The 21076-nt window shown below is 45.4% G+C and carries 23 protein-coding genes; 9 read left to right on the top strand and 14 right to left on the bottom strand.

What is annotated here, in order from left to right; all coding sequences use genetic code 11:
• Nucleotides 1–20: 20 nt before the first annotated feature.
• Both K2Y22_10250 and K2Y22_10245 read right to left on the bottom strand, forming a co-directional pair.
• Nucleotides 21–1178, bottom strand: a complete 1158-nt coding sequence (locus tag K2Y22_10250; protein MBX9878826.1) for a 1-acyl-sn-glycerol-3-phosphate acyltransferase — start codon at nucleotides 1176–1178, stop codon at nucleotides 21–23.
• 131 nt (nucleotides 1179–1309) lie between these two features.
• Nucleotides 1310–1657 carry a hypothetical protein gene (locus K2Y22_10245; GenBank protein ID MBX9878825.1) on the bottom strand — a complete coding sequence of 116 codons (348 nt, stop codon included), beginning with the start codon at nucleotides 1655–1657 and terminating at the stop codon, nucleotides 1310–1312.
• A 281-nt stretch (nucleotides 1658–1938) separates the two neighbouring features.
• Between K2Y22_10245 and K2Y22_10240 the strand changes: the two genes are divergently transcribed.
• Nucleotides 1939–2925 (top strand): zinc-dependent alcohol dehydrogenase family protein, encoded by a 987-nt coding sequence (locus K2Y22_10240; GenBank protein MBX9878824.1) that lies wholly within the window; start codon nucleotides 1939–1941, stop codon nucleotides 2923–2925.
• A gap of 10 nt (nucleotides 2926–2935) precedes the next feature.
• On the opposite strand, the gene K2Y22_10235 is transcribed toward K2Y22_10240, so the two are convergent.
• On the bottom strand, nucleotides 2936–4543 hold the full coding sequence (locus K2Y22_10235; GenBank protein ID MBX9878823.1) for a PAS domain-containing protein: 1608 nt from the start codon (nucleotides 4541–4543) through the stop codon (nucleotides 2936–2938).
• Between the two features lie 116 nt (nucleotides 4544–4659).
• Here K2Y22_10235 and K2Y22_10230 point away from each other — a divergent pair, with 116 nt between their 5' ends.
• The 3 genes from K2Y22_10230 (at nucleotide 4660) to K2Y22_10220 (ending at nucleotide 6478) form a co-directional block, all read left to right on the top strand.
• Complete coding sequence (locus tag K2Y22_10230; GenBank protein MBX9878822.1) at nucleotides 4660–5388, top strand: response regulator transcription factor; 729 nt, start codon at nucleotides 4660–4662, stop codon at nucleotides 5386–5388.
• 101 nt (nucleotides 5389–5489) lie between these two features.
• Nucleotides 5490–5984, top strand: coding sequence for a universal stress protein (locus K2Y22_10225; GenBank protein MBX9878821.1), 495 nt, complete (start codon nucleotides 5490–5492; stop codon nucleotides 5982–5984).
• The gene (locus tag K2Y22_10220; GenBank protein MBX9878820.1) at nucleotides 5981–6478 is read left to right on the top strand and encodes a universal stress protein; all 498 of its coding nucleotides are present in this window, start codon (nucleotides 5981–5983) and stop codon (nucleotides 6476–6478) included. Before K2Y22_10225 ends, K2Y22_10220 begins: the two co-directional genes overlap by 4 nt.
• A gap of 8 nt (nucleotides 6479–6486) precedes the next feature.
• Here the strand turns inward: K2Y22_10220 and K2Y22_10215 are convergent, their stop codons facing one another.
• A complete protein-coding gene (locus K2Y22_10215; protein ID MBX9878819.1) occupies nucleotides 6487–6927 on the bottom strand; it encodes a universal stress protein in 441 nt (146 codons plus the stop codon).
• A gap of 151 nt (nucleotides 6928–7078) precedes the next feature.
• Here K2Y22_10215 and K2Y22_10210 point away from each other — a divergent pair, with 151 nt between their 5' ends.
• A complete protein-coding gene (locus tag K2Y22_10210) occupies nucleotides 7079–7744 on the top strand; it encodes a dienelactone hydrolase family protein (protein MBX9878818.1) in 666 nt (221 codons plus the stop codon).
• An 18-nt stretch (nucleotides 7745–7762) separates the two neighbouring features.
• Nucleotides 7763–8233, top strand: a complete 471-nt coding sequence (locus K2Y22_10205; protein ID MBX9878817.1) for a universal stress protein — start codon at nucleotides 7763–7765, stop codon at nucleotides 8231–8233.
• 171 nt (nucleotides 8234–8404) lie between these two features.
• Here K2Y22_10205 and K2Y22_10200 read toward each other — a convergent pair whose 3' ends face one another.
• Genes K2Y22_10200 through K2Y22_10165 form a run of 8 tightly spaced genes read right to left on the bottom strand, consistent with a single transcriptional unit; the run spans nucleotide 8405 to nucleotide 14216 of the window.
• Entirely contained in the window at nucleotides 8405–9721 is a 1317-nt protein-coding gene (locus K2Y22_10200) for a Ni/Fe hydrogenase subunit alpha (protein MBX9878816.1), read from the bottom strand.
• Nucleotides 9718–10500, bottom strand: a complete 783-nt coding sequence (locus tag K2Y22_10195; GenBank protein MBX9878815.1) for a hypothetical protein — start codon at nucleotides 10498–10500, stop codon at nucleotides 9718–9720. The genes K2Y22_10200 and K2Y22_10195 overlap by 4 nt, the downstream gene beginning before the upstream one ends.
• 1 nt (nucleotide 10501) lies before the next feature.
• The gene (locus tag K2Y22_10190; GenBank protein ID MBX9878814.1) at nucleotides 10502–11338 is read right to left on the bottom strand and encodes an FAD/NAD(P)-binding protein; all 837 of its coding nucleotides are present in this window, start codon (nucleotides 11336–11338) and stop codon (nucleotides 10502–10504) included.
• On the bottom strand, nucleotides 11328–12389 hold the full coding sequence (locus tag K2Y22_10185) for a 4Fe-4S dicluster domain-containing protein (protein MBX9878813.1): 1062 nt from the start codon (nucleotides 12387–12389) through the stop codon (nucleotides 11328–11330). Before K2Y22_10185 ends, K2Y22_10190 begins: the two co-directional genes overlap by 11 nt.
• A gap of 7 nt (nucleotides 12390–12396) precedes the next feature.
• On the bottom strand, nucleotides 12397–12609 hold the full coding sequence (locus tag K2Y22_10180) for a HypC/HybG/HupF family hydrogenase formation chaperone (protein ID MBX9878812.1): 213 nt from the start codon (nucleotides 12607–12609) through the stop codon (nucleotides 12397–12399).
• A 14-nt stretch (nucleotides 12610–12623) separates the two neighbouring features.
• Nucleotides 12624–13310, bottom strand: coding sequence for a hydrogenase nickel incorporation protein HypB (gene hypB / locus K2Y22_10175; protein ID MBX9878811.1), 687 nt, complete (start codon nucleotides 13308–13310; stop codon nucleotides 12624–12626).
• Between the two features lie 20 nt (nucleotides 13311–13330).
• Nucleotides 13331–13690: a hydrogenase maturation nickel metallochaperone HypA gene (locus K2Y22_10170; protein ID MBX9878810.1), complete on the bottom strand. Its 360-nt coding sequence runs from the start codon at nucleotides 13688–13690 to the stop codon at nucleotides 13331–13333.
• Nucleotides 13683–14216 (bottom strand): hydrogenase maturation protease, encoded by a 534-nt coding sequence (locus tag K2Y22_10165; protein ID MBX9878809.1) that lies wholly within the window; start codon nucleotides 14214–14216, stop codon nucleotides 13683–13685. Before K2Y22_10165 ends, K2Y22_10170 begins: the two co-directional genes overlap by 8 nt.
• A gap of 230 nt (nucleotides 14217–14446) precedes the next feature.
• On the opposite strand from K2Y22_10165, the gene K2Y22_10160 reads away from it, so the two are divergent.
• A complete protein-coding gene (locus tag K2Y22_10160; protein ID MBX9878808.1) occupies nucleotides 14447–14743 on the top strand; it encodes a hypothetical protein in 297 nt (98 codons plus the stop codon).
• Nucleotides 14744–14756: 13 nt separating this feature from the next.
• Here K2Y22_10160 and K2Y22_10155 read toward each other — a convergent pair whose 3' ends face one another.
• Nucleotides 14757–15215 carry a Spy/CpxP family protein refolding chaperone gene (locus K2Y22_10155; protein ID MBX9878807.1) on the bottom strand — a complete coding sequence of 153 codons (459 nt, stop codon included), beginning with the start codon at nucleotides 15213–15215 and terminating at the stop codon, nucleotides 14757–14759.
• Between the two features lie 50 nt (nucleotides 15216–15265).
• Entirely contained in the window at nucleotides 15266–17665 is a 2400-nt protein-coding gene (locus K2Y22_10150; GenBank protein ID MBX9878806.1) for a tetratricopeptide repeat protein, read from the bottom strand.
• A 268-nt stretch (nucleotides 17666–17933) separates the two neighbouring features.
• Here K2Y22_10150 and K2Y22_10145 point away from each other — a divergent pair, with 268 nt between their 5' ends.
• The gene (locus K2Y22_10145) at nucleotides 17934–19505 is read left to right on the top strand and encodes a hypothetical protein (GenBank protein MBX9878805.1); all 1572 of its coding nucleotides are present in this window, start codon (nucleotides 17934–17936) and stop codon (nucleotides 19503–19505) included.
• 83 nt (nucleotides 19506–19588) lie between these two features.
• Nucleotides 19589–20989 carry a hypothetical protein gene (locus K2Y22_10140; protein MBX9878804.1) on the top strand — a complete coding sequence of 467 codons (1401 nt, stop codon included), beginning with the start codon at nucleotides 19589–19591 and terminating at the stop codon, nucleotides 20987–20989.
• Nucleotides 20990–21076: the final 87 nt, after the last annotated feature.

Below are 21076 nucleotides of genomic sequence, written 5' to 3'. Positions count from 1 at the left end.
CTGCTGGTTCTTGCATCGTATTACAAGAGTTGCGGACGATGTTGATTTTCTATTTGTTCAAGCAGGTTAGTCAGGCGAGCGGCTAATTCTTTGTCGCACTCGTCTACTGTTTTTTGTTTGTTTTCTCTATAGCTTTGAAAATATTCGAGCAGGTCTAGCGGTTTTCCGACTTTGATAATGACCGATCTGGGTCCTTTATTGTAAGCGCGACCAAAGACCTCCAGCTCCAATAAATTGACAATTTCCGCTAGATCCTCAGGTGCCGAATTCTCGTCGGGCAATGTGCGATCGAGGCTGACAAAATTAAGGACATGGGCAATGTCCTTATTTGCTGTTCTAATAAACTCATGTTTGCTTACCGCTAAAGGCTGTGAAAGTTTCAAATGCCCATCACGTAACTGTGTAAGAGTTTTCTGAAGCAAGTGTACCCAGTGTAAGTGCGTTTCTGTTTCTGGTAGTTTCAAATTAAGTTTGGCTGCCAGATATTCTAAGATAGTAGTACGCACATTAATAATTCGATGTGCTAGCGAATCATTGCGACCGGACGGGCACGCATATTGTGCTTCCAGTCTAAGCAGTACAGACTCTGTCATCAGGGTGATTCTTTGCGGTAGTGTATTGGACGAATTTATTCTCAGCGACAGTTTTGTCTCGATTGTTCGCAGGGCTTGATTCAAAGCCTTGGTGATGTCCGTGCGATAGAAATATTTTATTGCTAGTGGCAACAAGAGTATCGATGGCGCTTCTCTATTGTGTTTTTTCATTTCCGCCAGAGCCGACATGGCAATCTGTACGGCTCCCGGTTCAAGGGTCATCACGTTATGGCTGTCGTGTGATACTTCACCTTCCGGAAAAATGACAAGTTTGTTTTTTCCTTCTTTCAGTATAGCCAGTGTTGTCCGAAAAGCATCGAAATCTGCGCTGCCACGCACTATCGGATAACAGCCCATCTGCTCTAGCAACAAAGCATTTAGGCCACGATGCCCGTAGAAGAGAACATGAGCCGCTAAATAATTAAATTCCTCATTGAGGATTTCGGACAAAGCAAAAATTATGTCGGCATCCACAGCGGAAGGATGATTAGGACACAAAATGACTCGCTTGTCCTTTAAGTTCTGAAGCTCGGACAATCCATTGTCAATGACCTTAATTTCAATTGGTCCAAACCTAAGCTGCATGGCTATAGGCCAAATTGTCTTGAGTAAAGACATTACTAGGAAGTTATGTTTTGGTCGCTGTGAATGAGTCATATAAACTGCTGTCTGATTGTACGTACACTTACTCTATAACATGAGGTACTCAATGCAAACTAATGAATAAGAAAGTCTTGCAGGGCTATTTTGAGCTTCTCTTGGGCGATTGAAGAAAGCCATACAGTATTTGGCATTAGGAATGTTCTAGTAAAAGTAATGGCCAAGTCTTGTGGCGACATGTGTAAGACAACATCAGCGTCTGTGCAATTGACTTCTGTGTGCGTTTCAATTGCCTTTAACCAGCATGAAGCAGTGTTTTTGTAAATGCCTGAGCAGATATGACGTTCGACAACTAGATTGAGGTAATTACAACTGGATTTCCAATCAAGCAAAAGAGCATCTTTCCCTCGACGTAGAATTAGCCCAGTTTGAAGATTAATTGAGACTTGGGTTACTGTTTTCATTGCCATCTTATTTTGTCAAAGCGATTTTGTTTGATGTATGTTTAGCAGATGTGTTAGTTGTATGTTAATAAATGACGCTTGCGACAAATCCTAAGCCTATTCCGAAAAGTTGCGTTGTGTCACATTATTAATCATTGCTTTTTGTCGAATAAGCAATAACGTCCGGAGGAACGAGGTAAATCAGCCTCAGGACTGATTAATAAAGGAAACTTTCCTTTCGATTGATGCGCGATGAACGACTTTGAAGCAAAATAGTCAAAGTTATTGGGGAGGAGCAATATATGCGTGCAATGGTAATGGACGAACTAGGCAAAGGGCTGGTGCTTAAGAATTTGCCTGTTCCACAACCAGCAGCCGGGCAGGTGCAAATTGCCGTTAAGGCTTGTGCTGTTTGCCGTACCGATCTTCATGTAGTTGATGGTGATCTGAAAAATCCAAAACTACCGATTATCCCAGGACACGAAATTGTCGGTGTAATAACGGAAGTCGGCAGCGGCGTGGAAAAATCGGCAATTGGAAAAAGGGTGGGAGTCCCTTGGTTGGGTAAAACTTGTGGGTACTGTCGGTTCTGTGTCAGTGGACAAGAGAATTTGTGTGACGATGCACGTTTTACCGGTTATCAAATCGATGGAGGCTATGCAGAGTTTACGGTGGCTGATACAAGTTCTGTCATTCTACTGCCGGATGAATTAGATGACGTGCAAATTGCACCATGGTTATGTGCGGGCCTTATAGGCTGGCGATCTCTGAAGATGGCAGGTGAAGGAGAAAATTTAGGACTCTATGGCTTTGGCGCTTCCGCACACATTGTCATACAAATAGCCAAGTATCAAAACAGACGCGTCTTTGTCTTTACCCGACCAGATGATCTCGCTGGACAGGCTTTTGCCATGAGAATGGGTGCTCATTGGGCCGGCTCATCATCCGAGCCACCTGCCCACGAGTTAGATGCAGCCATTATTTTTGCCCCAGTCGGCAGTCTCGTTGTCTCCGCACTTAAGGCGGTCAGAAAAGGTGGTACGGTAGTGACGGCCGGGATTCATATGAGTGATATTCCGCAGTTTCCTTATGAGATTTTATGGGGCGAGAGAGTTTTGCGCTCTGTGGCGAATTTAACGCATCGCGATGCGCAAGAGTTCATAGACTTGGCACCGAAAATTCCAATTGAAACAACAACCAAGATTTATTCCTTGGAAGACGCGAATGTTGCCCTAGATGATCTGAGAAATGGACGTCTAGAAGGCGCTGCAGTGCTTAAAATGAGTTAGGACTGTGGTGCTATGCCAAACTATGCTTTATCGTGAATTGGAACATTGAGCCTTCACCGGGAACGCTTTGGCACCAAATTCGTCCATTGTGTCTTTCAACAATTTTGCGACATAGGTAAAGTCCAAGTCCCGTACTTGCATAGTAGCGTCCACTGCCGGCAGCTTGCCAGAATCGTTGGAATAGTTTAGGTTGATCTTCTAGAGAAATACCTTTACCGGTGTCATTTACCCCAATGAGAGTTTCTTCTTCTGACTGCTCCATGAAAATAGTAATTGCTCCGCCCGATGAAGTGTATTTGAGTGCATTATCGAGTAGGTTTTGAACGACTCTTCGAATTTCTTCCTCATCGCAGCGCACTGGCTTAGAGCTTTCCGGCAAGACGACTGTCAGTTCAATCGACTGAGCTTGTGCAAGTGGTCTCAGCTCTGCGGCTAAATGATTTATCGTATACGACAAGTCTGCCGGTGCGATATTCAATTCCTTAGCGCCCGAATCGTAACGGTATACATCGAGTAATGTTAAAACTAGTTTGTACAGAGAGGAGTTGCTGTCGTGAATCGTCTGCAATATATGCGATTGCTCATCAGACACCGGTCCGAAGTCTCCATCCATCAACAGTTTTACCGCACGATTGGCTGCCAGGATTGGCGTTTTCAAATCGTGCGTCAATGTAGCAACAAAATCTTCGCGTTGTTGTTGTAGCATCATGCGATCACTGGCGTTGGTGAATTTTGCGACAAGCCCTATTGTTTTGCCGGAATTATCCTTGACCGGCCAAACAGCCCAGTCAAAGTGAATTGGCAGTGACTGTGTTGTTGAATTGAAGTTGAGCGGATCTGCCATTGTCTCAAAAGCTTGTCCTGTCGAAAGAACCTGCTCAAAAATGTTGCGGGGAAGACTAGGGGCAAACTGAGACAAATGTTGTCCTACAATATTTTTTCCATCCTTGATGCCGGACATTTCAAGAAATTTTTGATTTGACTCCAGGCATATTAAATCCTCTGCTAATCGCACAATACCGATTGGGGCATTCTCCAAAATACTTTTTGTCACCTTCTTTTCAGTATGTAAGTCGTTCAAGGTGCTCATGTGCGCTCGTATTGCTGTTTCTTTAGCCTGAATATACGTTTCAATGGCAATGCCCATATCAAAAAAAACGATTTTTCTAAAAGCCGAAAGCAATAATCGGATTTTGTTCGGATTATCGGACAGATGCTCAAACACGACATTTGACAGCCCCTGCATGATGCGGTTGTAGGCTCCCAAATACCACTTCGGATCCAAGTCAATACGATAGTGAGTCGTGCCTACTCGGAAGCGGTCCTTGACGTAATCCTCGTCGTAATTTCCTTTTGTCAGTCTTTCAAAATAGCTGTATTGAGCTGATTTTGCTCGGTTCAATATTTCTTTGTCCGGAAAAAAACTTGCGGTTTCTGAAAAAGAAAGAAAGTGCCGGTACATGTCGTCAATAAGTTCTTTGATGTGTCCTGAGACAAATTGGTCCAATTCCGCGAGCATTTCTTCGTCTTGGGAACTAAACTCAAGCCAGCGTTTTCGCAGATCTATTTCTTCTTTGGACAGAGTATTGTTGCAGTCGTCATTAGGTGTTTCAGTCATTGTTGTTTCCGGACTTGCAGGTGGTTAAGTGCATAGTGCATGGTATTTGTCATTTGTACCAAAGCATATCTATAATAAACAAAATTGTGTAATAACCGACAGGATTAGGGACACTCGTGGCTGACAAAGAATGTGCGCAAAAAATCAAAATTCTGTTGGTTGAGGATCATCAGCTCACTCGAATTGGAATTAAGACAGTACTGGGGCGTACAGAGGATTTGACGGTCGTAGCCGAAGCGGCTAACGGAGAAGAAGCGGTCGCGGCCTACCAATCAGCTAAGCCGGATGTCGTGCTCATGGATGTCGGTATGCCAATCATGGATGGCATTCAAGCCTCGAAAACAATCTTGGAAAGTAATTCCGCTGCCAAGATAATAATGCTCACTTCTCATGATAACGAGCAAGATATCGCTGCTTCACTTGCCGCCGGTGCCGGTGGTTATTGCCTGAAGGATGTAGAACCGGATCGCCTATATGCAGCTATTCGAAGTGTTTTTGCCGGAGACATTTGGCTGGATGCCGCTATTGCAGCCAAAGTGCTCAAGCAGCAGACCTCTCGTGCGAAGACGCAGGAGAGCCAATGGGAATTTACTAAGAATGAAGCGCCCTCTACTGCAGTAGAACCTCGTCCAGCGCCAGGGCCCTCTTTGCCCGAGCCGCTTTCGCCAAGGGAGCTAGAAGTATTGAACCTTATTGTCGAAGGTCTATCTAACCAAGACATTGCCGATCGGCTGATAATTTCGTTGCCCACGGCAAAGACCCATGTGCGCAATATTTTAAATAAACTGGCAGTCGACGATCGCACCCAGGCAGCGGTCCAAGCAATGCGACGCGGATTGGTTTAATTAATTCAGTAGGGATACGCGACTCAGCATTTCGGCCGAGGTTGGTGCGGCGAGCCTGTGTCATGCTTATTGCGTAAACATACAGGAAAGTTGAGGAACCGATGAAAGTTTTGATTGCTGTCGATGACGAAGCTTTTGGCGCTGCCATTGCCGACTACGTGATAAATCATCAATGGCCGCCACGTACCGAATTCAAGGTCGTAAATGTTCTAGAACCGATATTGCTTGATGACAGTCGTGAGATAACTTTTCTTCCTCTTTTGGAGTCTGATGTTAAACTGATTAGGCGTCAAGCAAAAGCCCTTGTTAGGCATACTGCCTTAAGAATGCGTACAGCCCTCAAAACGACCCATATTGAGGAGGTTGTTTTGGAAGGGCATCCCAAGGAAGAAATATTGAAATTAGCCAAAGAATGGCCTGCCGACATGATCTTTGTCGGCTCTCATGGTCGCCGTGGCGTAAGCCAATTTATTTTGGGCAGCGTGTCCACATCAATTCTACAAAATGCATTGTGCACTGTTACAGTTGTGCGCTTGCCGAAAATAAAAGCCAAGAAAGTAAAAGTTGCAAAAACGCGCGAGGAAATGTTGATATGAAAGTTATAGTGGCAATTGATGATTCACCTTATTCGAAGCATGTAGTTGATACAGTAGTTAGACGTCACTGGCTTCCCGATACGCAGTTCAAGGTATTGACCGTTATAGAATCCCTGTATATCGGGGATGAAGACGATGTTTTAAAAGAACAGCTAATAAATTTGCGTGCTCGCCGACATGAGCATATGACCGAACTATGCGCACAAATCAGGGATCGGCTTGAAGAGCATATTCCGACTGCAAAAGCCCATTTTGAAGTTAGAGAAGGTGATCCAAAAGTAGAAATTATCGAGGCTGCAATAGATTGGTCGGCGGATCAAATTTTAGTTGGAGCACATGGACGTAATATTTGTCCTCACTTCCTACTGGGTAGTGTTTCTCGAACAATTGCAGCGCATGCACCTTGCTCCGTGGAAATTGTGCGAGCCAAAACAGGGGCTGGAACTAAGTCTTGCAAATCGAGTCATGAACACTCATCTAAAGTAAGAAAGTAAGTGTTTGTCTAGTTGTTGTCCGTCTTGCGAACAACGGTGACCGTGCATTTTGCATTGCTAACTATTGCATTAGACACACTTCCTAACAGGAACAATCCCAGCCCGGATCGCCCGTGTGAACCCACAATTATTTGATCGGCTCCCCAGCCTCGCGCTACGTTTAGGATGCGTTCGGCCGCATGACCATTTAGGATTTCCTGTTCTACTATTACGTCCTTGAGGCTCTTTTCGATAGTTTCTAAAACCTTCTGGCTGATTTGCCTGCCCATCTGATAGCGGTTCTCGAGGAAGTCATCCATCATTTGTGATGAATGCATTTCTGATTCCAGTGGCCAGTCAATTACATGCAAAATACGAAATTCAGTCTTGGCAGGCCAGCCCTGACAAATTACGAAATTTGCAATTTCATCTGCAAATATGGCGTCATCTACTGCAATTAATACTTTCATTTTTTTCTTTCCGGCAACCATCATCAAAGCAATTGTATCGCAAGTATAGTAACCAATAATCAGCCGAAGGACGGAGGCTCACACTGTCAAGAAATGCGATTATGGACTTATAGGTGGAAATATCTAAAGGAAACGGCGGAAGGTGACCAGCATGTACAAAACCGTCAAAGATTTGGAAGGACTAAAGACGCCATTAATGGTATGCGCCGCCGGCACTTGTCTGAATGGAGACCTATATTTGCCTAAAGGAGCCGATAAATTAGTTGTCTTCGCACACGGCAGCGGCTCAAGCAGGCATAGTCCACGCAATCAATATGTCAGTTCCATCTTAAATGAGGCAGGCATCGGCACTTTTCTTTTTGATCTTCTCACCCCTGAGGAGGAACGTATTGACTTGCACACCAGACATTTGCGATTTGACATTGATTTGCTCGGCTTACGAATGGTGGAAACTACTAATTGGCTTCTGCATGAAGCTTCTCTGTCTCATTTGAAGATAGGTTATTTTGGCGCAAGCACCGGTGCTGCGGCTGCTCTTTTGGCTGCTGCTTATCTGTCAGACGTTGTCTACGCGGTCGTATCAAGAGGCGGACGCCCTGATTTAGCTGGTAATGCACTGTCTCTGGTAAATGCGCCTACGTTGTTGATAGTGGGTGGATTGGACGAAGAAGTAATTAAGCTCAATAAGCAGGCTTTCACTAAGCTCAGCTGCGAAAAGGAATTAGCAATTGTTCCTGGAGCTACCCATTTATTTGAAGAGCCGGGCACTTTAGAAAGAGCAGCGGCATTAGCTAGTAATTGGTTCAGCTCGAAATAGTCCAAAGGAGATATGAACATGGCAAGAATCTTGATTGGCTTAGAAGATAAGATGTTGGCTGCAAGCATTGAGGAATACTTTTCAAAGCACAGCTACCCTGCCGGTACAGAGGTTAAGCTCTTGCACGCCATCGAGGCTGAAGAAGCAGTTTACGCTTGGCCAAGTGATCAGTATAGGAAAGATGCCGAAGAGCTTGTTTCTGGTATGACGAAGCGCTTGAAGCAAAGATTCCCTGAATTCGATGTGGCAGGCGAAATCGTTGAAGGTTATGCCAAAGAAAAAATTGTTGAAAGTGCTAAGGCATGGAGTGCTGATCTAATTGTTGTAGGCTCGCATGGCAAGCAAGGCTTAAATAAGTTCATTTTAGGCAGCGTCTCCATGGAGGTATTGTCACATGCCCCTTGTTCGATAGTCGTTCTGCGCTATCCTGTCTCAAACACTTCTGGCAAAGCAGAGAGACAAGACAAGGCTACAGCGCCCACAAATTAAATCAACGAGCCCTTTGGGAGGCTCGTTGACATGCGGCATACGGAAAACAGAAAACCTTAGAATTGCTATATTTCTATTGTGGCTTTGAAGAGGCAAAAATACATTGTCCCTAGGAATGATTTGGCGACTCATCCTTTTGGTTGATAAGCTTTAGAAGGACAAAGAAAGTAATTATACTTGTTTGTAATGGACACTCACCATGTGGGTGGCGCAGGTGTTACATGGATCGTAAGCTCGAACCAGCGTTTCAAGATTAGACTGGATATTTGCCTCATCGCCTGAAATAGAAGAATTAACTACTTCGCGTATATCCGCTTCAATGCGGTGGCTATTTTGAGCAGACGGGGTAATCATATCCGCCTTTTGAATTTTACCGGCTTCGTCGATTTCATAATAGTGGTATAAAGTGCCGCGTGGACATTCGACGGCGCCGACTGCTTTTCCGGCTTTGCCCTCAGTACGTCTGATATGACAGTCGCGACCTAATTCGCTTGGCTCAGTCAATAACTTTTCAATGATGTTTTTAGAGCGCTCAATCGCTTCGACAATTTCAATTGCCTGGGCAAGGTTATTCCAAATAGTATTAGTATCACCTTTTGATAATGGAGAAGATTCGTAAAATTGTTTTGCTGCAGGTGTCAAACGCTTGCTGAAATGATGCAGCCGTGACATGGCTCCGACCATTATGGGTTGTCCTTTGCTTGTTGAGCGTTTGGCGTGACTATAAGGAACACTAACTTCAGTGAGGTATTCTTGGTAATTTTGAATAGAGTCTTGCCAGCCGGCAGATGAGATTATCGTACTGCCAAAAAATCCATAACCACTTGCCTCAGGTAGCAAGGCAAGGTAATTGGGTGTTGCTGATGCTTTTGTCTTGGGGATAAATCCGCTGAGTAATTCACAAGTATTGAAAGCATTAGCTTCATTTTGTTTGAGTTCAATAAGCAACTGCGACAGAGCCTCTGCAGTTGGAATGGAGGACAATCCGCCCACATGTAAATTTATTGGATGGAATGGTCTGCCGCCAATTGTTGTTTGAATAGCTGCTCCTAGTTTTCGCAGCTGCGTCCAGGCGGTAAATTCTTTTACGTGGTTGCCGGCGAAATCAAGCAAATCCACAGCACCAATGAAATCAGGCAAGGCTAGAGCATAAATATGCGTAGCATGGGATTCGATTATCATGCCTAAGTGCATTAGTTCTCTCAACAAATGCGTCTGTTCAGACACTTGAATATTGAGAATGTTCTCGATAGCAAATGCTGCTGCGACAACATGCCCTGTTGAGCAAATGGCACAAACTCGCGATGTTATATGAGGAATCTCCTCATAATGATGGTTAACTACAAGTTGTTCAAAAAAACGAGTACCTTCAAAAACATCCAGGGCGACATCTATTACCTGATTGTCTTGAATATTTACCTTTACCGCCGAATGTCCTTCCACTCGGCAAATTTCCGGAATTTCAATTATCTTCTCTTCATCAGTCATTCTGACTTCCTATTTTGAAAATTGGAGCTACGTGAAAATAATTCTTTAGGCGCACCAAAGGCGCTAAGTCTTCCCAGTACCTCATCCATTGCATAGCCTTTTTCTTCTAAAATGACGGACATTGCCTCCATCTGCGGATCTTCTGAAGGGCCCCAGCAACCATAGCAGGCAGCTCCAAATGTTGGACACAGCGCGCCACAGCCGCCGGCTGTAACAGGACCCAGACAGGGCAAATCCTTCTCTATTAACACACAGCCGTTTTCGCGCAACTTGCACTCAAGGCAAACCGGTTTTTTAGTGATGTACGGTAGGTGATCTTTTAATAGGCTGGCCGTAACCGATAAGAATTGAGTGGCATTTATTGGACAACCGGATAGTTTTACATCTACGGGAACATACTTGTCAATTGCTGTCGCCGGTAAAGCATCAAAATTTATATCTTGTCCATAAGCTGCTTTTAGCATTTCTTGTGGAGAAGTCTTGGCACAACCGGCTTGCACGCATCCCCAAACTGCGCAATTGCCTACTGCCACCAACCAGCGGCAGTTGTTTCGAATTTGTTGCAACTTTTCCAGATCGTGCGTCTGACTCACTGAGCCTTCCACAAAGGCGATGTCTACTGGACGCATTTCGTTTTTGCTTTGCGCGAAAGGAAAACTTACAACCTGGACATATGGCAAAAGTTTGTCGAGATTTTCCAGTATGACTAATAGTTCGCCGGCACAGCCTGTCAAACTGTGTACGGCAATCATCGGCAATGGTGTCTTTTCGTGTCTCATTTTACGAACATTCAATTACTTCCGGTAGAAATTCCAAATCACTGAGTCTGAAAACAGGACCTTTTCGGCACGTAAACTGACCACCGACAAAGCAATGTCCGCACTTACCAACACCGCATTTCATGTGTCTTTCAAGTGACAACCAAATGCTTTGATGTGTCAGTCCTTTTTCTTCCAACTCTTTAATTACATATTTATACATGACCGGTGGCCCGCATATTGCTGCTTGAAAGTTGTCGTCAATGGGTGCCAATCGGAGCATGTCCGTCACGCGCCCTAATTGCAGGGAGACTGGCGGCAGAGCCGGTCCTTCAATTTCTTCTGCAGCTATATAAACTTCGATATCTCGTCTGCGCATAAGAATCTTAAACTCCGCTCGAAAGAGCAGATCAATTGAATGACGCATGCCGTAAATAATTATTAGTTTTCCAAAGTCGTCTCGATTGTCCAAAATATATTGCCAAAGCGACCGTATAGGGGCCACTCCCAGTCCGCCGGCAATTAAGACTAGATCTTTGCCTTTATATTCATCTAAGGGAAACCCTTCCCCGTATGGACCCCGCAGTCCAATCCAGTCTCCTTCCTGCTTTTGAAAAAGAGCAGTAGTGACACGGCCTACTTGACGGATGCACAGCTCCATCATGCCGTCTACACTTCCTGAACATACTGAAATTGGACACTCACCAACTCCAGGCACCCAAAGTTCAATGAACTGTCCCGGACGGCAGTTACGCATCGAAGCATCAGACAATTGCAGTTGAAACAAGTAATTATCCGGAGCTAGTGGGATCATCGAGCGGATAGTTGCTTTTGTCGGTAAAAAAGGGCTACTTATCATTTGCTGGTCCCTTCTTTGGCTCTTCTTCCACTTTTGCCTGCAAGCGCAAAACAGTGCCGACGATATCGTCGATACCTGAAGGGCAGGATACTGTACAGCGACCGCAACCAACACAAGTCGGCATGCCATGCGGATCTTCAAATCCGTGCAGTTTGTGACGATACCAGAATTTTAAGCGATCAACAGGACCCGGACGGAAATTGAAATCCCCTGCAACCTTGGCAAAACCAGTAAATTGGCACGCATCCCATTCGCGAATACGCTCACCGCCGTCTTCGTGAAGACTGGCGACGTCAATAACGTCGAAGCAATAGCAAGTCGGACAAACAGGTACACAATTGCCGCAACTCAAACAGCGATTACCTAACTCTTCCCAGACGGGATTGTCCCATTCCATGTCCATGGTGGCACGTAAATTATCGGAAGCAAATCCGATCTGAAAAGCTTCTGAACGTTTTAGCCAGAAGTCTTTGTATTTTTCCCGATGCTCTTCTGTAATAGGTTTAAGAAGCAATTGATCATTTTCAAACAATGCATAGGCTCTAGGCGTTTTAATTTCAATAAAGTATTCTTCGCCAATGTCCGTCAAAAATATGTCATACGCCGAGCTGTCAGGTGTATCAGTACCCATGGACTTGCAGAAGCAGTGTTTATCCGGCATGCAAGACAGTCCGACAACAATTGTTGCCTCGCGTCTCAACAAGTAATGATTGTCTTGGGGTTCAGCCGAAAAAATGGTGTCCATAATGCCAAGTCCGGCAAGATCACAGGGATGAACACCGAATAAAACTTGCTTTTGAATTTCCGGTTGATGATCCTTAACTTCATTGCCTTGCCAGCTGACCAGAGTTTCGCGTCCAGGATAAAAGAATTTTTTAGGTGGCAGGATTGTTCTAAGTGCCTCAAAAGCGATTTCTTTGGGCTCTTTGACTGCACGAAATGCGAAGGATTGATCTGTCACCCTAACCGGTGCTTGCACAGTACCGAATGATTCAAGAGCCTTGAAAAAATCAAGGAATTTGTCTTTGGAAAAACAATAAAATCGTTCCATCAAAAAATCAAGCCCGGCGGGCCGCCTCCTCTAATCGGGTAATCAGCGCAGTTGACTCACTTGCTTCTGCTTCACTAATTAAGGCAATTACAGCATTACCATAAACCAAAGCAAAGTCGCCTACAGATGCTTGGGGTACTGCCAATAATACTTCTCGTTCCATGCCCTTTTGTTCGACCGTTGCTATTTGACCGATGATTGAGACAATTTTAGCGGGCATGGTGATGCACATGATTAAAGCCCAATTTGTAGGTGAGACATCTTCTTGCTTGCTTTTTCAACTATCCAGTCACGCCACTGTAACAAACCGTCGCCGGAAATAGTTGATACAACGAAAAATTCAACTGCCGGATTGAGATTACTTATTGCTTCCTTGGCTTTTTCAAGTGAGAACTTACAAAATGGCAATAAATCAGACTTGGTGAAAATGACCGCATCGCAGTTGTGGAAAATAACCGGATACTTAATTGGTTTGTCATCGCCTTCAGTTATTGAGAGAAGCACGATTCGCAAGTGTTCTCCTAATGGAAATTCAGCTGGACAAACTAGATTGCCGACGTTTTCTAAAAATAAAATCTTGCAATCAGGCAATTTAGTCGTATGCAAAAGTTGCGCTACCATTTGGGCATCTAAATGGCAGGCTCTTCCAGTCGAAATCTGATAGGCGGGTATATTGTCTTCACGCAAACGTTCTACATCCAGCTCGCCGACCATATCTCCTTCAATGACCGCTATGGGGCAGTCAATCGGCATCAGCTTGGCCGTGGATTTGATCAGTGAAGTTTTGCCCGCACCGGGAGCGCTCATCAAGTTGACAGCCAATAAACCCAATTCGTCGAAGTGCTCTTGATTATGAGAAGCCAACTGTTCGTTGTCTTCCAAGAGTCTTTCCAGTATGTGTAATTCGGTTGGTCCGTGCATATATCTCCTAGAAAATTCTATTACTTGTTTTGAGAAACGACAATTTTTGTTATGTGTAATTCTTCCCCGGATACCAACGTGCCTATCGCGCTGCCGCAATTAGGACAGCGATAGGCATTGTCAGCAGATGCTTTGTACTCGTGACGACCATCCTTGCAAAGAGCCCTTGTCTCAATTAATTCTAGATTTAGAGTACATGCTATACAGGTTGGATATTCTTTTTTGAGACTGTCAAAAGCAAAAGATAGGCTTTCAGGATCGACGTTGCGAAATTCGCCAACACGAACCTGAACTGATGTTGCATTTGAGGTGCTACGCAAGTTACCTAGACGATCAGTAATACGATCCAATATGGCTTTGGCTATTGCGGTTTCATGCATGGCTGTTACTTGTGCTCAAAATATCTAGAGCCTCTTTTAGCTGTTGGGTAATTAAGGGTAGTTTCTTCTGTAATACCGGCGTCAAGCCCTCGGTCCAGTCTGTATTATTTGCTTCAACTCCAAAGAAATAAAGTTTTTCCGGCAATTGGCTTTGCCATTGTGCTAGTTGCAATTCGTCAAGTAGTGACAATGTGTGGCAGGAATTAAGCCTTAATGTCTGTCTATGTTTGATTGCCGCATTCAAGTCGATGAGTGTGACATTGCCGGGGTTCCCTTGATTGAGTGTCGAATCAACAATAATTGCCAGGTTATGACCTTTCAGGCAGTCAATGAGGTGGTTGCTGTAGCAATCTAAATCAAAACGGCAAAATGGGTAAGTAATTTCTTCGCAAAGCCTATCTAGAACGGCGAAGCCTATACCGTCGTCCTGTCGAAGCACATTGCCTATACTGATAATTGCAACTCCTGCGCAATCTTGTTGTTGTTTCCGGCAGTTGCTCTTATTTAGTTGCATTGATTTTTGCATGTAAATAGCCTAAAGCACTAAAGTTGCCAGTTCAATCATTTCATACAGACAATCGGCAAGTATCATCCTATCGGTTGAATTTATTGAACAGTCCATTCCCGTATTTCGATAATGCATATTAAGAATCAATGATATCTTAACGAAATAAGCTTGTTTCAGGCATTTAGGCTGAAACATTCATGCCTTCTTGCGCTTCTTATATATCAGAGGTAGTGAAGGAGGAAAATGTAATGACTGGTTTCAAATCAAAGCTCGCGTTTGTAGCTGTAACAATAGGTATGACCATTGTTGCCGGCTTGCCTGCGTTAGCTGATGACTGGCGCCATTATTACCGCCATGGCCGTAGCTTCGGCTATAGATACGGTAATCCATATTACGGCGCCGCCTATCCATACCCTTACAATCCGTATTACGTTAGCCCGTATGCTAGCCCATATCCTGGTTACGTACTTGACCCGTATCCGTACCGATATCGTCGGGATGGAGTTGATACGGCAGTACGCATTTTAAGAAGTATTGGACTCTAGAGCCTGAACAGAATTATTTCTGTATCTGACCAGCACTCTGATTAAGCGCAGAAGGAGTGCGGGTTCGCTCTTCTATTATTGTTACTAATCGTTGCTTTTGTTCTGCTGTAAGTACATTGCGAATTGCCAAAAGCAATTTGACGCGTTCGGTGGCTTTCTCTGCTTGCACTTTGTTCATTTCATCTTGCTTGGCGAGCACTGTCGCTTCGTCTGGAGCCGGCTGCAACGAAAGTTCAAATACCTCACCCATCAGGTTTTTGACGCGCTCATCGCGCACGCGGGAAGCGTCTTCGAACTCTTTGCTTAGTTGCCTGATCTTCGCTTCTTGTTCGGCGTTGATGCCCACTTCTTTGTAGACAGCCAACGGATCTCTTTGGGGCTGTCCACCTTCAAAAGTTGTCTGAGCTGACACCATGGACGGTGCAGCGAGCAAAGCTAGTAAAACAGGCAATATTAAACGCGAGCGGGTCATGTTAGTCCTCCAGGCGGCAGGCTCTAATTCACTATAACCTCTTTATTACTTTATTCAATGCCAATGTGAATAAATGGGGCCCAGGCATGTGGCGCAAGACCTTCTTTGAGCCCTTTTATTTGTGCTTCTTGCAGGGCTTTGGCAACAGAGACTACGCCTCCCTGCCAAGCTTGATAGAAGCCCTGCATTAACTTAGCGGTTGACTCATCGGCTACTTCCCAGAGGCTCAAAATTAGATTTGGCATGCCTGCGTACATTAACGCTCTCGTTAAGCCAATAATTTCACCTCCGGAAGTGACTTGATTCAGTCCGGTCTGACAAGCAGACAAGACCATGAGCTTCCCGTTTTTGGTTCTCAAAGCTCCGCTGTTTAATATGGACGCTGCTGTTAAGACATGCCCGTCAGACATAACAAGCCCTGAGGCTAACGGTTGGTCGGGATGAAAAACAGCGTGACCGGCAAAGTGCACAACTTCATGTTGATTGAAAAGCCTTGGTAATAGCTTGCCGACTTCTTTGTCGGAAATAACAGTTGTTTGTTCCTCTTTCGTAATGGAAAGAACATTCTTAGCTTCTTGCTTTGCATGAGTGAGGTCATTGAATCCAGCCGCCGATCGCAAGTCCGAATAAGGAACAAGTACCGAATTGCGTGTGGCGGAATAGTCACTAACGGTTGAGAGCAAATACCGCAAATTGTCCTTGTCGATTGTTCTATTTTTCAAAATTGGAATGAGACTGGTACTCGGCAAATGGCTAATTGTCCATTTCTCCACCAGATAACCGCAGCCATCATGCAGTGCTGCAAACGGTACATGATAAAGCGACTCGTGAGGGATAATAATCAAAGAACTGATATTTTCTGGGATGTCTTTAGCAAGAGGTGCAAGAAGCTTTTCATAAAGACGTTTCGATAACGTGTCCGGTACCTGCCAACCTTCGGTCGAGACCATCTCGAGAAATGTCTTCAAGTCCTTATTGAGCGATTGTAGTTCGTTGGGATCTCTTAATATGGAATAGGTTGGTTCAGAAGCATTCTTCCAGATGGCCATTGCCAGCAGATATTTTTCCGTGACGAAATATTCAATTATCGCAACGTCGCTGGCAAGAAGATTTCCTTGCCATAGTGTTTGCATTTCAGAAAAGGAAAGCGCATCGACCGAGACCATATTGGCATAGTTGGGATGACGACTCTTTAACTGCTCAATAGTCTGGCGCCATTGCGTATAGAGCTTATTCATATCTGGGCCGGAGCTGCCGCCTCCGCGCGATTCATTGCCGGTGCCGTCGCCGAATACTCTTTCAAGATGACGAATTTGCTCACGCAAATCTTTTTCTTCAGCAATCAATTTGGCAAGGCTTTCATCAATGGTATTGGATAAATCTGAAATATCTATTGGGGAATTGCCTAAAAGATCCAGCATTGCCCGTGATTTTGAGCGGCTGATGTATTCTAATGCTTCGACTCGTTTGCCGTCTTTCAGACACAATTCAATCATGTCTTTATACAAATCATGACCGCGAGTGGAGAAACTTGTTTTCAAAAAATCTGATCGTAGACTGCTTCGCTGCGCATCGAATTGATCGATAGCTTGCGAGAATAGATCAAAGGCGGCATTGTTATTGCCCAGTCTAAATTGTGCCCTAGCCAGATTGCCCAAATAGACTCTTTCAAATGGACTCCAGCCTATGCTTTGGCTCAACTCCAGAGCTTGCTTGTAGAATTGCGAAGCAGTATCAGCTTCGCCTTTGATCATGTAACAATCACCTATCGTGTCTAGATGTGCCGCTTCCAGAGTCTTGTCGCCACTAGTTTGAGCAAAATTTAGAGCTTGCTTGCAAGCGTCGATTGCCGCGTCTGGATCTCCGAGCTTAGCTTTCGTCGAAGCGATATTGCCTTGCCAAATCGCTTGCAGCCTTTCATCACCAGCTTCCACCGACATAGCCAATGCCTGCTGGTAATTTTTGTCAGCCTCGCTCAAATGATTCTGTTCGTAATGTAAATTGCCGGTGCTGCCCAAACAAATAGACTGCGAGACTATGTCACCTTCTTGCTTCGCTCCTTCTAATACTTCAACGAAGCAGGCCAGCGCCTCGTCATATTGACCAAGCTCCGCAAGACTCTGCCCAAGACTGCCGGTCCAAGCTATTTTATTTGGGCTTTCCATTCCGTTATCCAGCGCATTCCGGAAACATTGTGCGGCCTTCTCATATTGCCCGTCTGCCAAATAGACCAATCCTAACTTACCGAAACAAAATTCCACAGCTTGCTTATCGGATGTATCTAACGAATCCGACAATGCGCTTAAGAGATGCTCGATTGCCTGTCTCATGTGCCCTTCAGCTTGGTCCAAATCCGAAAGATGAACCAGTGCCTGAACGGCCAGCCGACGCTCGCCGGCCGAACGCGCAAGTCCCAGACACTCTTCCAATTTCTCTCGGGTCATATCCATTAATGATATTTATCCACGGTAGGCGCCGTTTTGGACAACTTTGCACATTTAACCTTGTAAGACACCAGGGAAATCCCTAGAAATTCCTCAGGGCTAAGCGTCTACTTGTCCCCACTGGGGGCCGATAAAGTAATAAAGACGTCCTCCGTGTGTGACCCAAACCAAGAAGCACAGCCCGCAACTGTGCTTTTTTGGTGTTCATTAGTGGATTCCCCAGTGCCCAAAAGCCTTAATGTGCCTACGATCTGTGTACCTATCGTGGGTAGCTATGCGTCACATCGATAATCTGGAAAATGAATCGCCGGCTGACTGTCAGGAAGCCGTAACTCAGGTTGACTTAAGTGGCGATGCTTGGCGCGCTCCAAGCGGGACTAGGACCCAGAAGCGTCGTAATCATGCAATTCATCGAAAGTTTCCAGAGTACTTCAAGCGCAGTAGCCTAGACGGCGACTTCGTTGATGCTCCAATAACTTCAATCAAGGCGGGCGACCAGGAATACATCGTCTTCGGTAGTCCAGGCTGTTCAATTCACGGTCATTATGATCGTGATGACGGTATGGGTACGGTTGATAGTTTAGCTAAGACCGCAATAGATGGCGGCGTTAGGCTTGGGTCCTATACACCCCACAATCACAAAGAAAGTCGCAATGGAGTGCCACCCGACGATCCGCGTTATGAAGACGAGAAAGGAAAGCCGAATATTGTTGATGATCCTCAGGCTTTCAAGCAACTTAGAGAAGATACCGCACGCGTTACACGCGAGAGCAACGGTAAGTTTATAGCGCTCTATGGCCAGGAATTAGGCACTATTTCCAAAACCAACCATGTAGTGTTGCTCAACACCCCAACTTTATTTATAGCCGATTTAGATGGCAATCAGCACGAATATCCTGTAACCAGATTTATGGGTCATGACTCTGCGCGCCCAACATCGCCTGATGGTGAACAGCAGGTCTTTCACTACAAAGTAACTGATGGTCTTGCACTAATTGAAGAACTTCGCCGTCTGAAGGCATTTAAAAGAGCGGGACTAGCCCATCCTGACACGCGCTCTCAGCCGGTAAATGGTTTTCCGAAAGGAGTTAACCCCAATCATTACTTTATGAACTGCTATCCCAACCAATATGAATGGGCAAAGAACTATGGAGAAATTTACACCTTTCAGGGTGTTATTCAGGGACAAGGTCTGACAAGGGGGCCGGTTGAGCATATGAGCCCAGGTAGTCTCAAGCTGGACCCTGCTTTTGGTTATATAGATACGGGAATCAAATTGGGCTTCGTATTTGAGCGTGACCAGCATTACGGAGACATGGGCGGTCGTCCGGCCGGCATGGGATTGTTGGTGCATAAAGAAGACCAAGAAGAAGTAATGGAGTGTCTGGCACAGAGGCGGACTTTTACTTCAACTGATTACAAAAATCTCCAAGCAGTGACAATTGCAAACGATAAGTACGTGATGGGTAGTGTTATTAATCCGGCTGACATAGACAAATTGCGTTTCAAAGTTTTAATTGGTGGCAGATTGGATCGCAAGGCAACGTATAACGTTAAACTCTGGGCTGATACAACTGTTGGTGATTTGAAAACAGCCAGTGTCGTGGAAGAAAAATCAGTGACTGGCGATGAGCTTCTGAATAATAACCAGGAAGTATTATTCGATGACGTTAAATACAAGCGGGAAAATGCCAACGCATTTGTAATGCAAATAGAACGCGCCTATCCTGGGCAAAACGGACAGAAGCAGGTTGATACAGCCGCTGCGACTACTACCATATGGGTGCAGCCGGAAGGTTGGCTACCGAGTCCGGCAAAAGGCATTGAAATTAATCGACACAATTAGCTTGTCCTTGTTTTGCCTTTCCAACCCAAGGGCATGAGGTGTCTGGGTCTTAGGCTGGCATTGGCAAAAAGGTAAGGCAAGCTATGAACAGGGCTAAAAAGTCTGTTGCTTTAGCATTGGGTCTGTCATTGGTCGTCACGATGACATGCAGTACGTTCACGACAGCGCAAGATACTGCTCCTGAGCAAGCATCCGCTACTGTAAAAGCAGCTGATGGTTTGGAAAGTGTGGAGTTCGATACACTGTCGGGCACAGTGACTGTCGACTTGCCGGATGATATGTCCGCGACTGATACCATTTCTGGCTCTGTTATTGCCGAACCTAAAGGTGAAACCAAAGAGGAGCTCCACGAAAACGAAGACAACTTGCAGGGATATGTGGTGGAAATCGAAGAGACTCAGGAAGTGCAAGAGCCGGAAGAGTCAAAAGAAGAACACAAAGAGACTCCAAAAATCTCTGAACCATCAAAACCAAAATGCGCCGAGCCGACAATTGCAATGGCTCCGCCGGAAATAAGCACGGTCCCCCATCGCCGTAATGCTTTTAGCTGTTACATCCCGAAAAGCCATAAGAAGATAAACGTCTGTATCAAAGATAAGAATGGGCACGTTGTAGCGCGTAAGCCGCTTTCATGTAGCCCAACGCCTCCACCGAAACCGACCAAGTGCGTCATTCCGCCTGCTGGTACTTGTGGCGCTCCTTTAAAAATTGTCGGTCCATGTGACGGACGCAGTCTTACTTCTAAGGTGACTTGCAATGGGAAGAGGTGTGACACGCTTGCTGAATCGCCGCGTAAACAAATTTGCAAGATGCCGAAAGACTGTCCGGGCAAGTGCACGATTTCAGTGACCGAAGGAGGGCGCACGACGACAGCTGTGTGCATGTTGGCGCCGGCAAAGACTCAAGTGGCGAGAACATTACCATCGAAACCAAAGCCGGCTCCTCAACCAGCGGCAGCTCCTGCTAAAAAATATTTCCGCTGCACAGGACCAACCGTACAAGGCGGTGGTTCGTACAAAGAAAACACTATGGAAATTCGCCCAGACAATGTAATGTGGTTCGGACATAGTGTAAGAGACAAGCCAGGCAGTCCGCTGCGCAATAGCACATTTACTTTCACGCCATTGCCTGAATATGTTTCACCTGGAGATAGGATAACCATCAATTGCAATCTCACAGGCAGTGAGTTGTTCTGGGGCTCTGCGAACTTCTACGCTCCAAATTGTCCCTGGTTCAAGCTATTGCACAGTCCGACGGAGGGGATGTTCGATGAGCGGCACAGTTCGGGGACTTTGGCATATGAGGTCGTCGACTTGGACAAGATAATGGATGACTACAGGCGTCAAAATCCACAAGACGCGGCCAAATACCCGGACCCAAGTACCTATCCGATGGTCATTGAATTATTGCTGACAGGACCCCACCACCCCCAAGCGACCATGCGCTGGACGTTTGCGCCGTCTGCGCCGCCAAAAGAACGCTAGATTAAAACTGCTTGACAAGCATTAAATCGCGTCGTATTCTCTTCCTGCCTGATGGAAGAGGCATTTACTACGGGAACTCACTTGCAT

This window comes from Candidatus Obscuribacterales bacterium (assembly GCA_019744775.1).
Taxonomy (GTDB): domain Bacteria; phylum Cyanobacteriota; class Vampirovibrionia; order Obscuribacterales; family Obscuribacteraceae; genus SBAT01.
This window is presented reverse-complemented; position numbering and strand designations above follow the sequence as displayed.

Bases quoted from the DNA above. Each gene is read 5' to 3' on its own strand.
- K2Y22_10240 (MBX9878824.1), top strand. From the start codon at position 1,939: ATGCGTGCAATGGTAATGGACGAACTAGGCAAAGGGCTGGTGCTTAAG.
- K2Y22_10145 (MBX9878805.1), top strand. From the start codon at position 17,934: ATGCGTCACATCGATAATCTGGAAAATGAATCGCCGGCTGACTGTCAG.
- K2Y22_10160 (MBX9878808.1), top strand. From the start codon at position 14,447: ATGACTGGTTTCAAATCAAAGCTCGCGTTTGTAGCTGTAACAATAGGT.
- K2Y22_10155 (MBX9878807.1), bottom strand. From the start codon at position 15,215: ATGACCCGCTCGCGTTTAATATTGCCTGTTTTACTAGCTTTGCTCGCT.
- K2Y22_10190 (MBX9878814.1), bottom strand. From the start codon at position 11,338: ATGATAAGTAGCCCTTTTTTACCGACAAAAGCAACTATCCGCTCGATG.
- K2Y22_10235 (MBX9878823.1), bottom strand. From the start codon at position 4,543: ATGACTGAAACACCTAATGACGACTGCAACAATACTCTGTCCAAAGAA.
- K2Y22_10165 (MBX9878809.1), bottom strand. From the start codon at position 14,216: ATGCAAAAATCAATGCAACTAAATAAGAGCAACTGCCGGAAACAACAA.
- K2Y22_10205 (MBX9878817.1), top strand. From the start codon at position 7,763: ATGGCAAGAATCTTGATTGGCTTAGAAGATAAGATGTTGGCTGCAAGC.
- K2Y22_10245 (MBX9878825.1), bottom strand. From the start codon at position 1,657: ATGAAAACAGTAACCCAAGTCTCAATTAATCTTCAAACTGGGCTAATT.
- K2Y22_10225 (MBX9878821.1), top strand. From the start codon at position 5,490: ATGAAAGTTTTGATTGCTGTCGATGACGAAGCTTTTGGCGCTGCCATT.
- K2Y22_10150 (MBX9878806.1), bottom strand. From the start codon at position 17,665: ATGGATATGACCCGAGAGAAATTGGAAGAGTGTCTGGGACTTGCGCGT.
- K2Y22_10210 (MBX9878818.1), top strand. From the start codon at position 7,079: ATGTACAAAACCGTCAAAGATTTGGAAGGACTAAAGACGCCATTAATG.
- K2Y22_10195 (MBX9878815.1), bottom strand. From the start codon at position 10,500: ATGAGACACGAAAAGACACCATTGCCGATGATTGCCGTACACAGTTTG.
- hypB (MBX9878811.1), bottom strand. From the start codon at position 13,310: ATGCACGGACCAACCGAATTACACATACTGGAAAGACTCTTGGAAGAC.
- K2Y22_10250 (MBX9878826.1), bottom strand. From the start codon at position 1,178: ATGCAGCTTAGGTTTGGACCAATTGAAATTAAGGTCATTGACAATGGA.
- K2Y22_10185 (MBX9878813.1), bottom strand. From the start codon at position 12,389: ATGGAACGATTTTATTGTTTTTCCAAAGACAAATTCCTTGATTTTTTC.
- K2Y22_10170 (MBX9878810.1), bottom strand. From the start codon at position 13,690: ATGCATGAAACCGCAATAGCCAAAGCCATATTGGATCGTATTACTGAT.
- K2Y22_10180 (MBX9878812.1), bottom strand. From the start codon at position 12,609: ATGCCCGCTAAAATTGTCTCAATCATCGGTCAAATAGCAACGGTCGAA.
- K2Y22_10140 (MBX9878804.1), top strand. From the start codon at position 19,589: ATGAACAGGGCTAAAAAGTCTGTTGCTTTAGCATTGGGTCTGTCATTG.
- K2Y22_10200 (MBX9878816.1), bottom strand. From the start codon at position 9,721: ATGACTGATGAAGAGAAGATAATTGAAATTCCGGAAATTTGCCGAGTG.
- K2Y22_10215 (MBX9878819.1), bottom strand. From the start codon at position 6,927: ATGAAAGTATTAATTGCAGTAGATGACGCCATATTTGCAGATGAAATT.
- K2Y22_10220 (MBX9878820.1), top strand. From the start codon at position 5,981: ATGAAAGTTATAGTGGCAATTGATGATTCACCTTATTCGAAGCATGTA.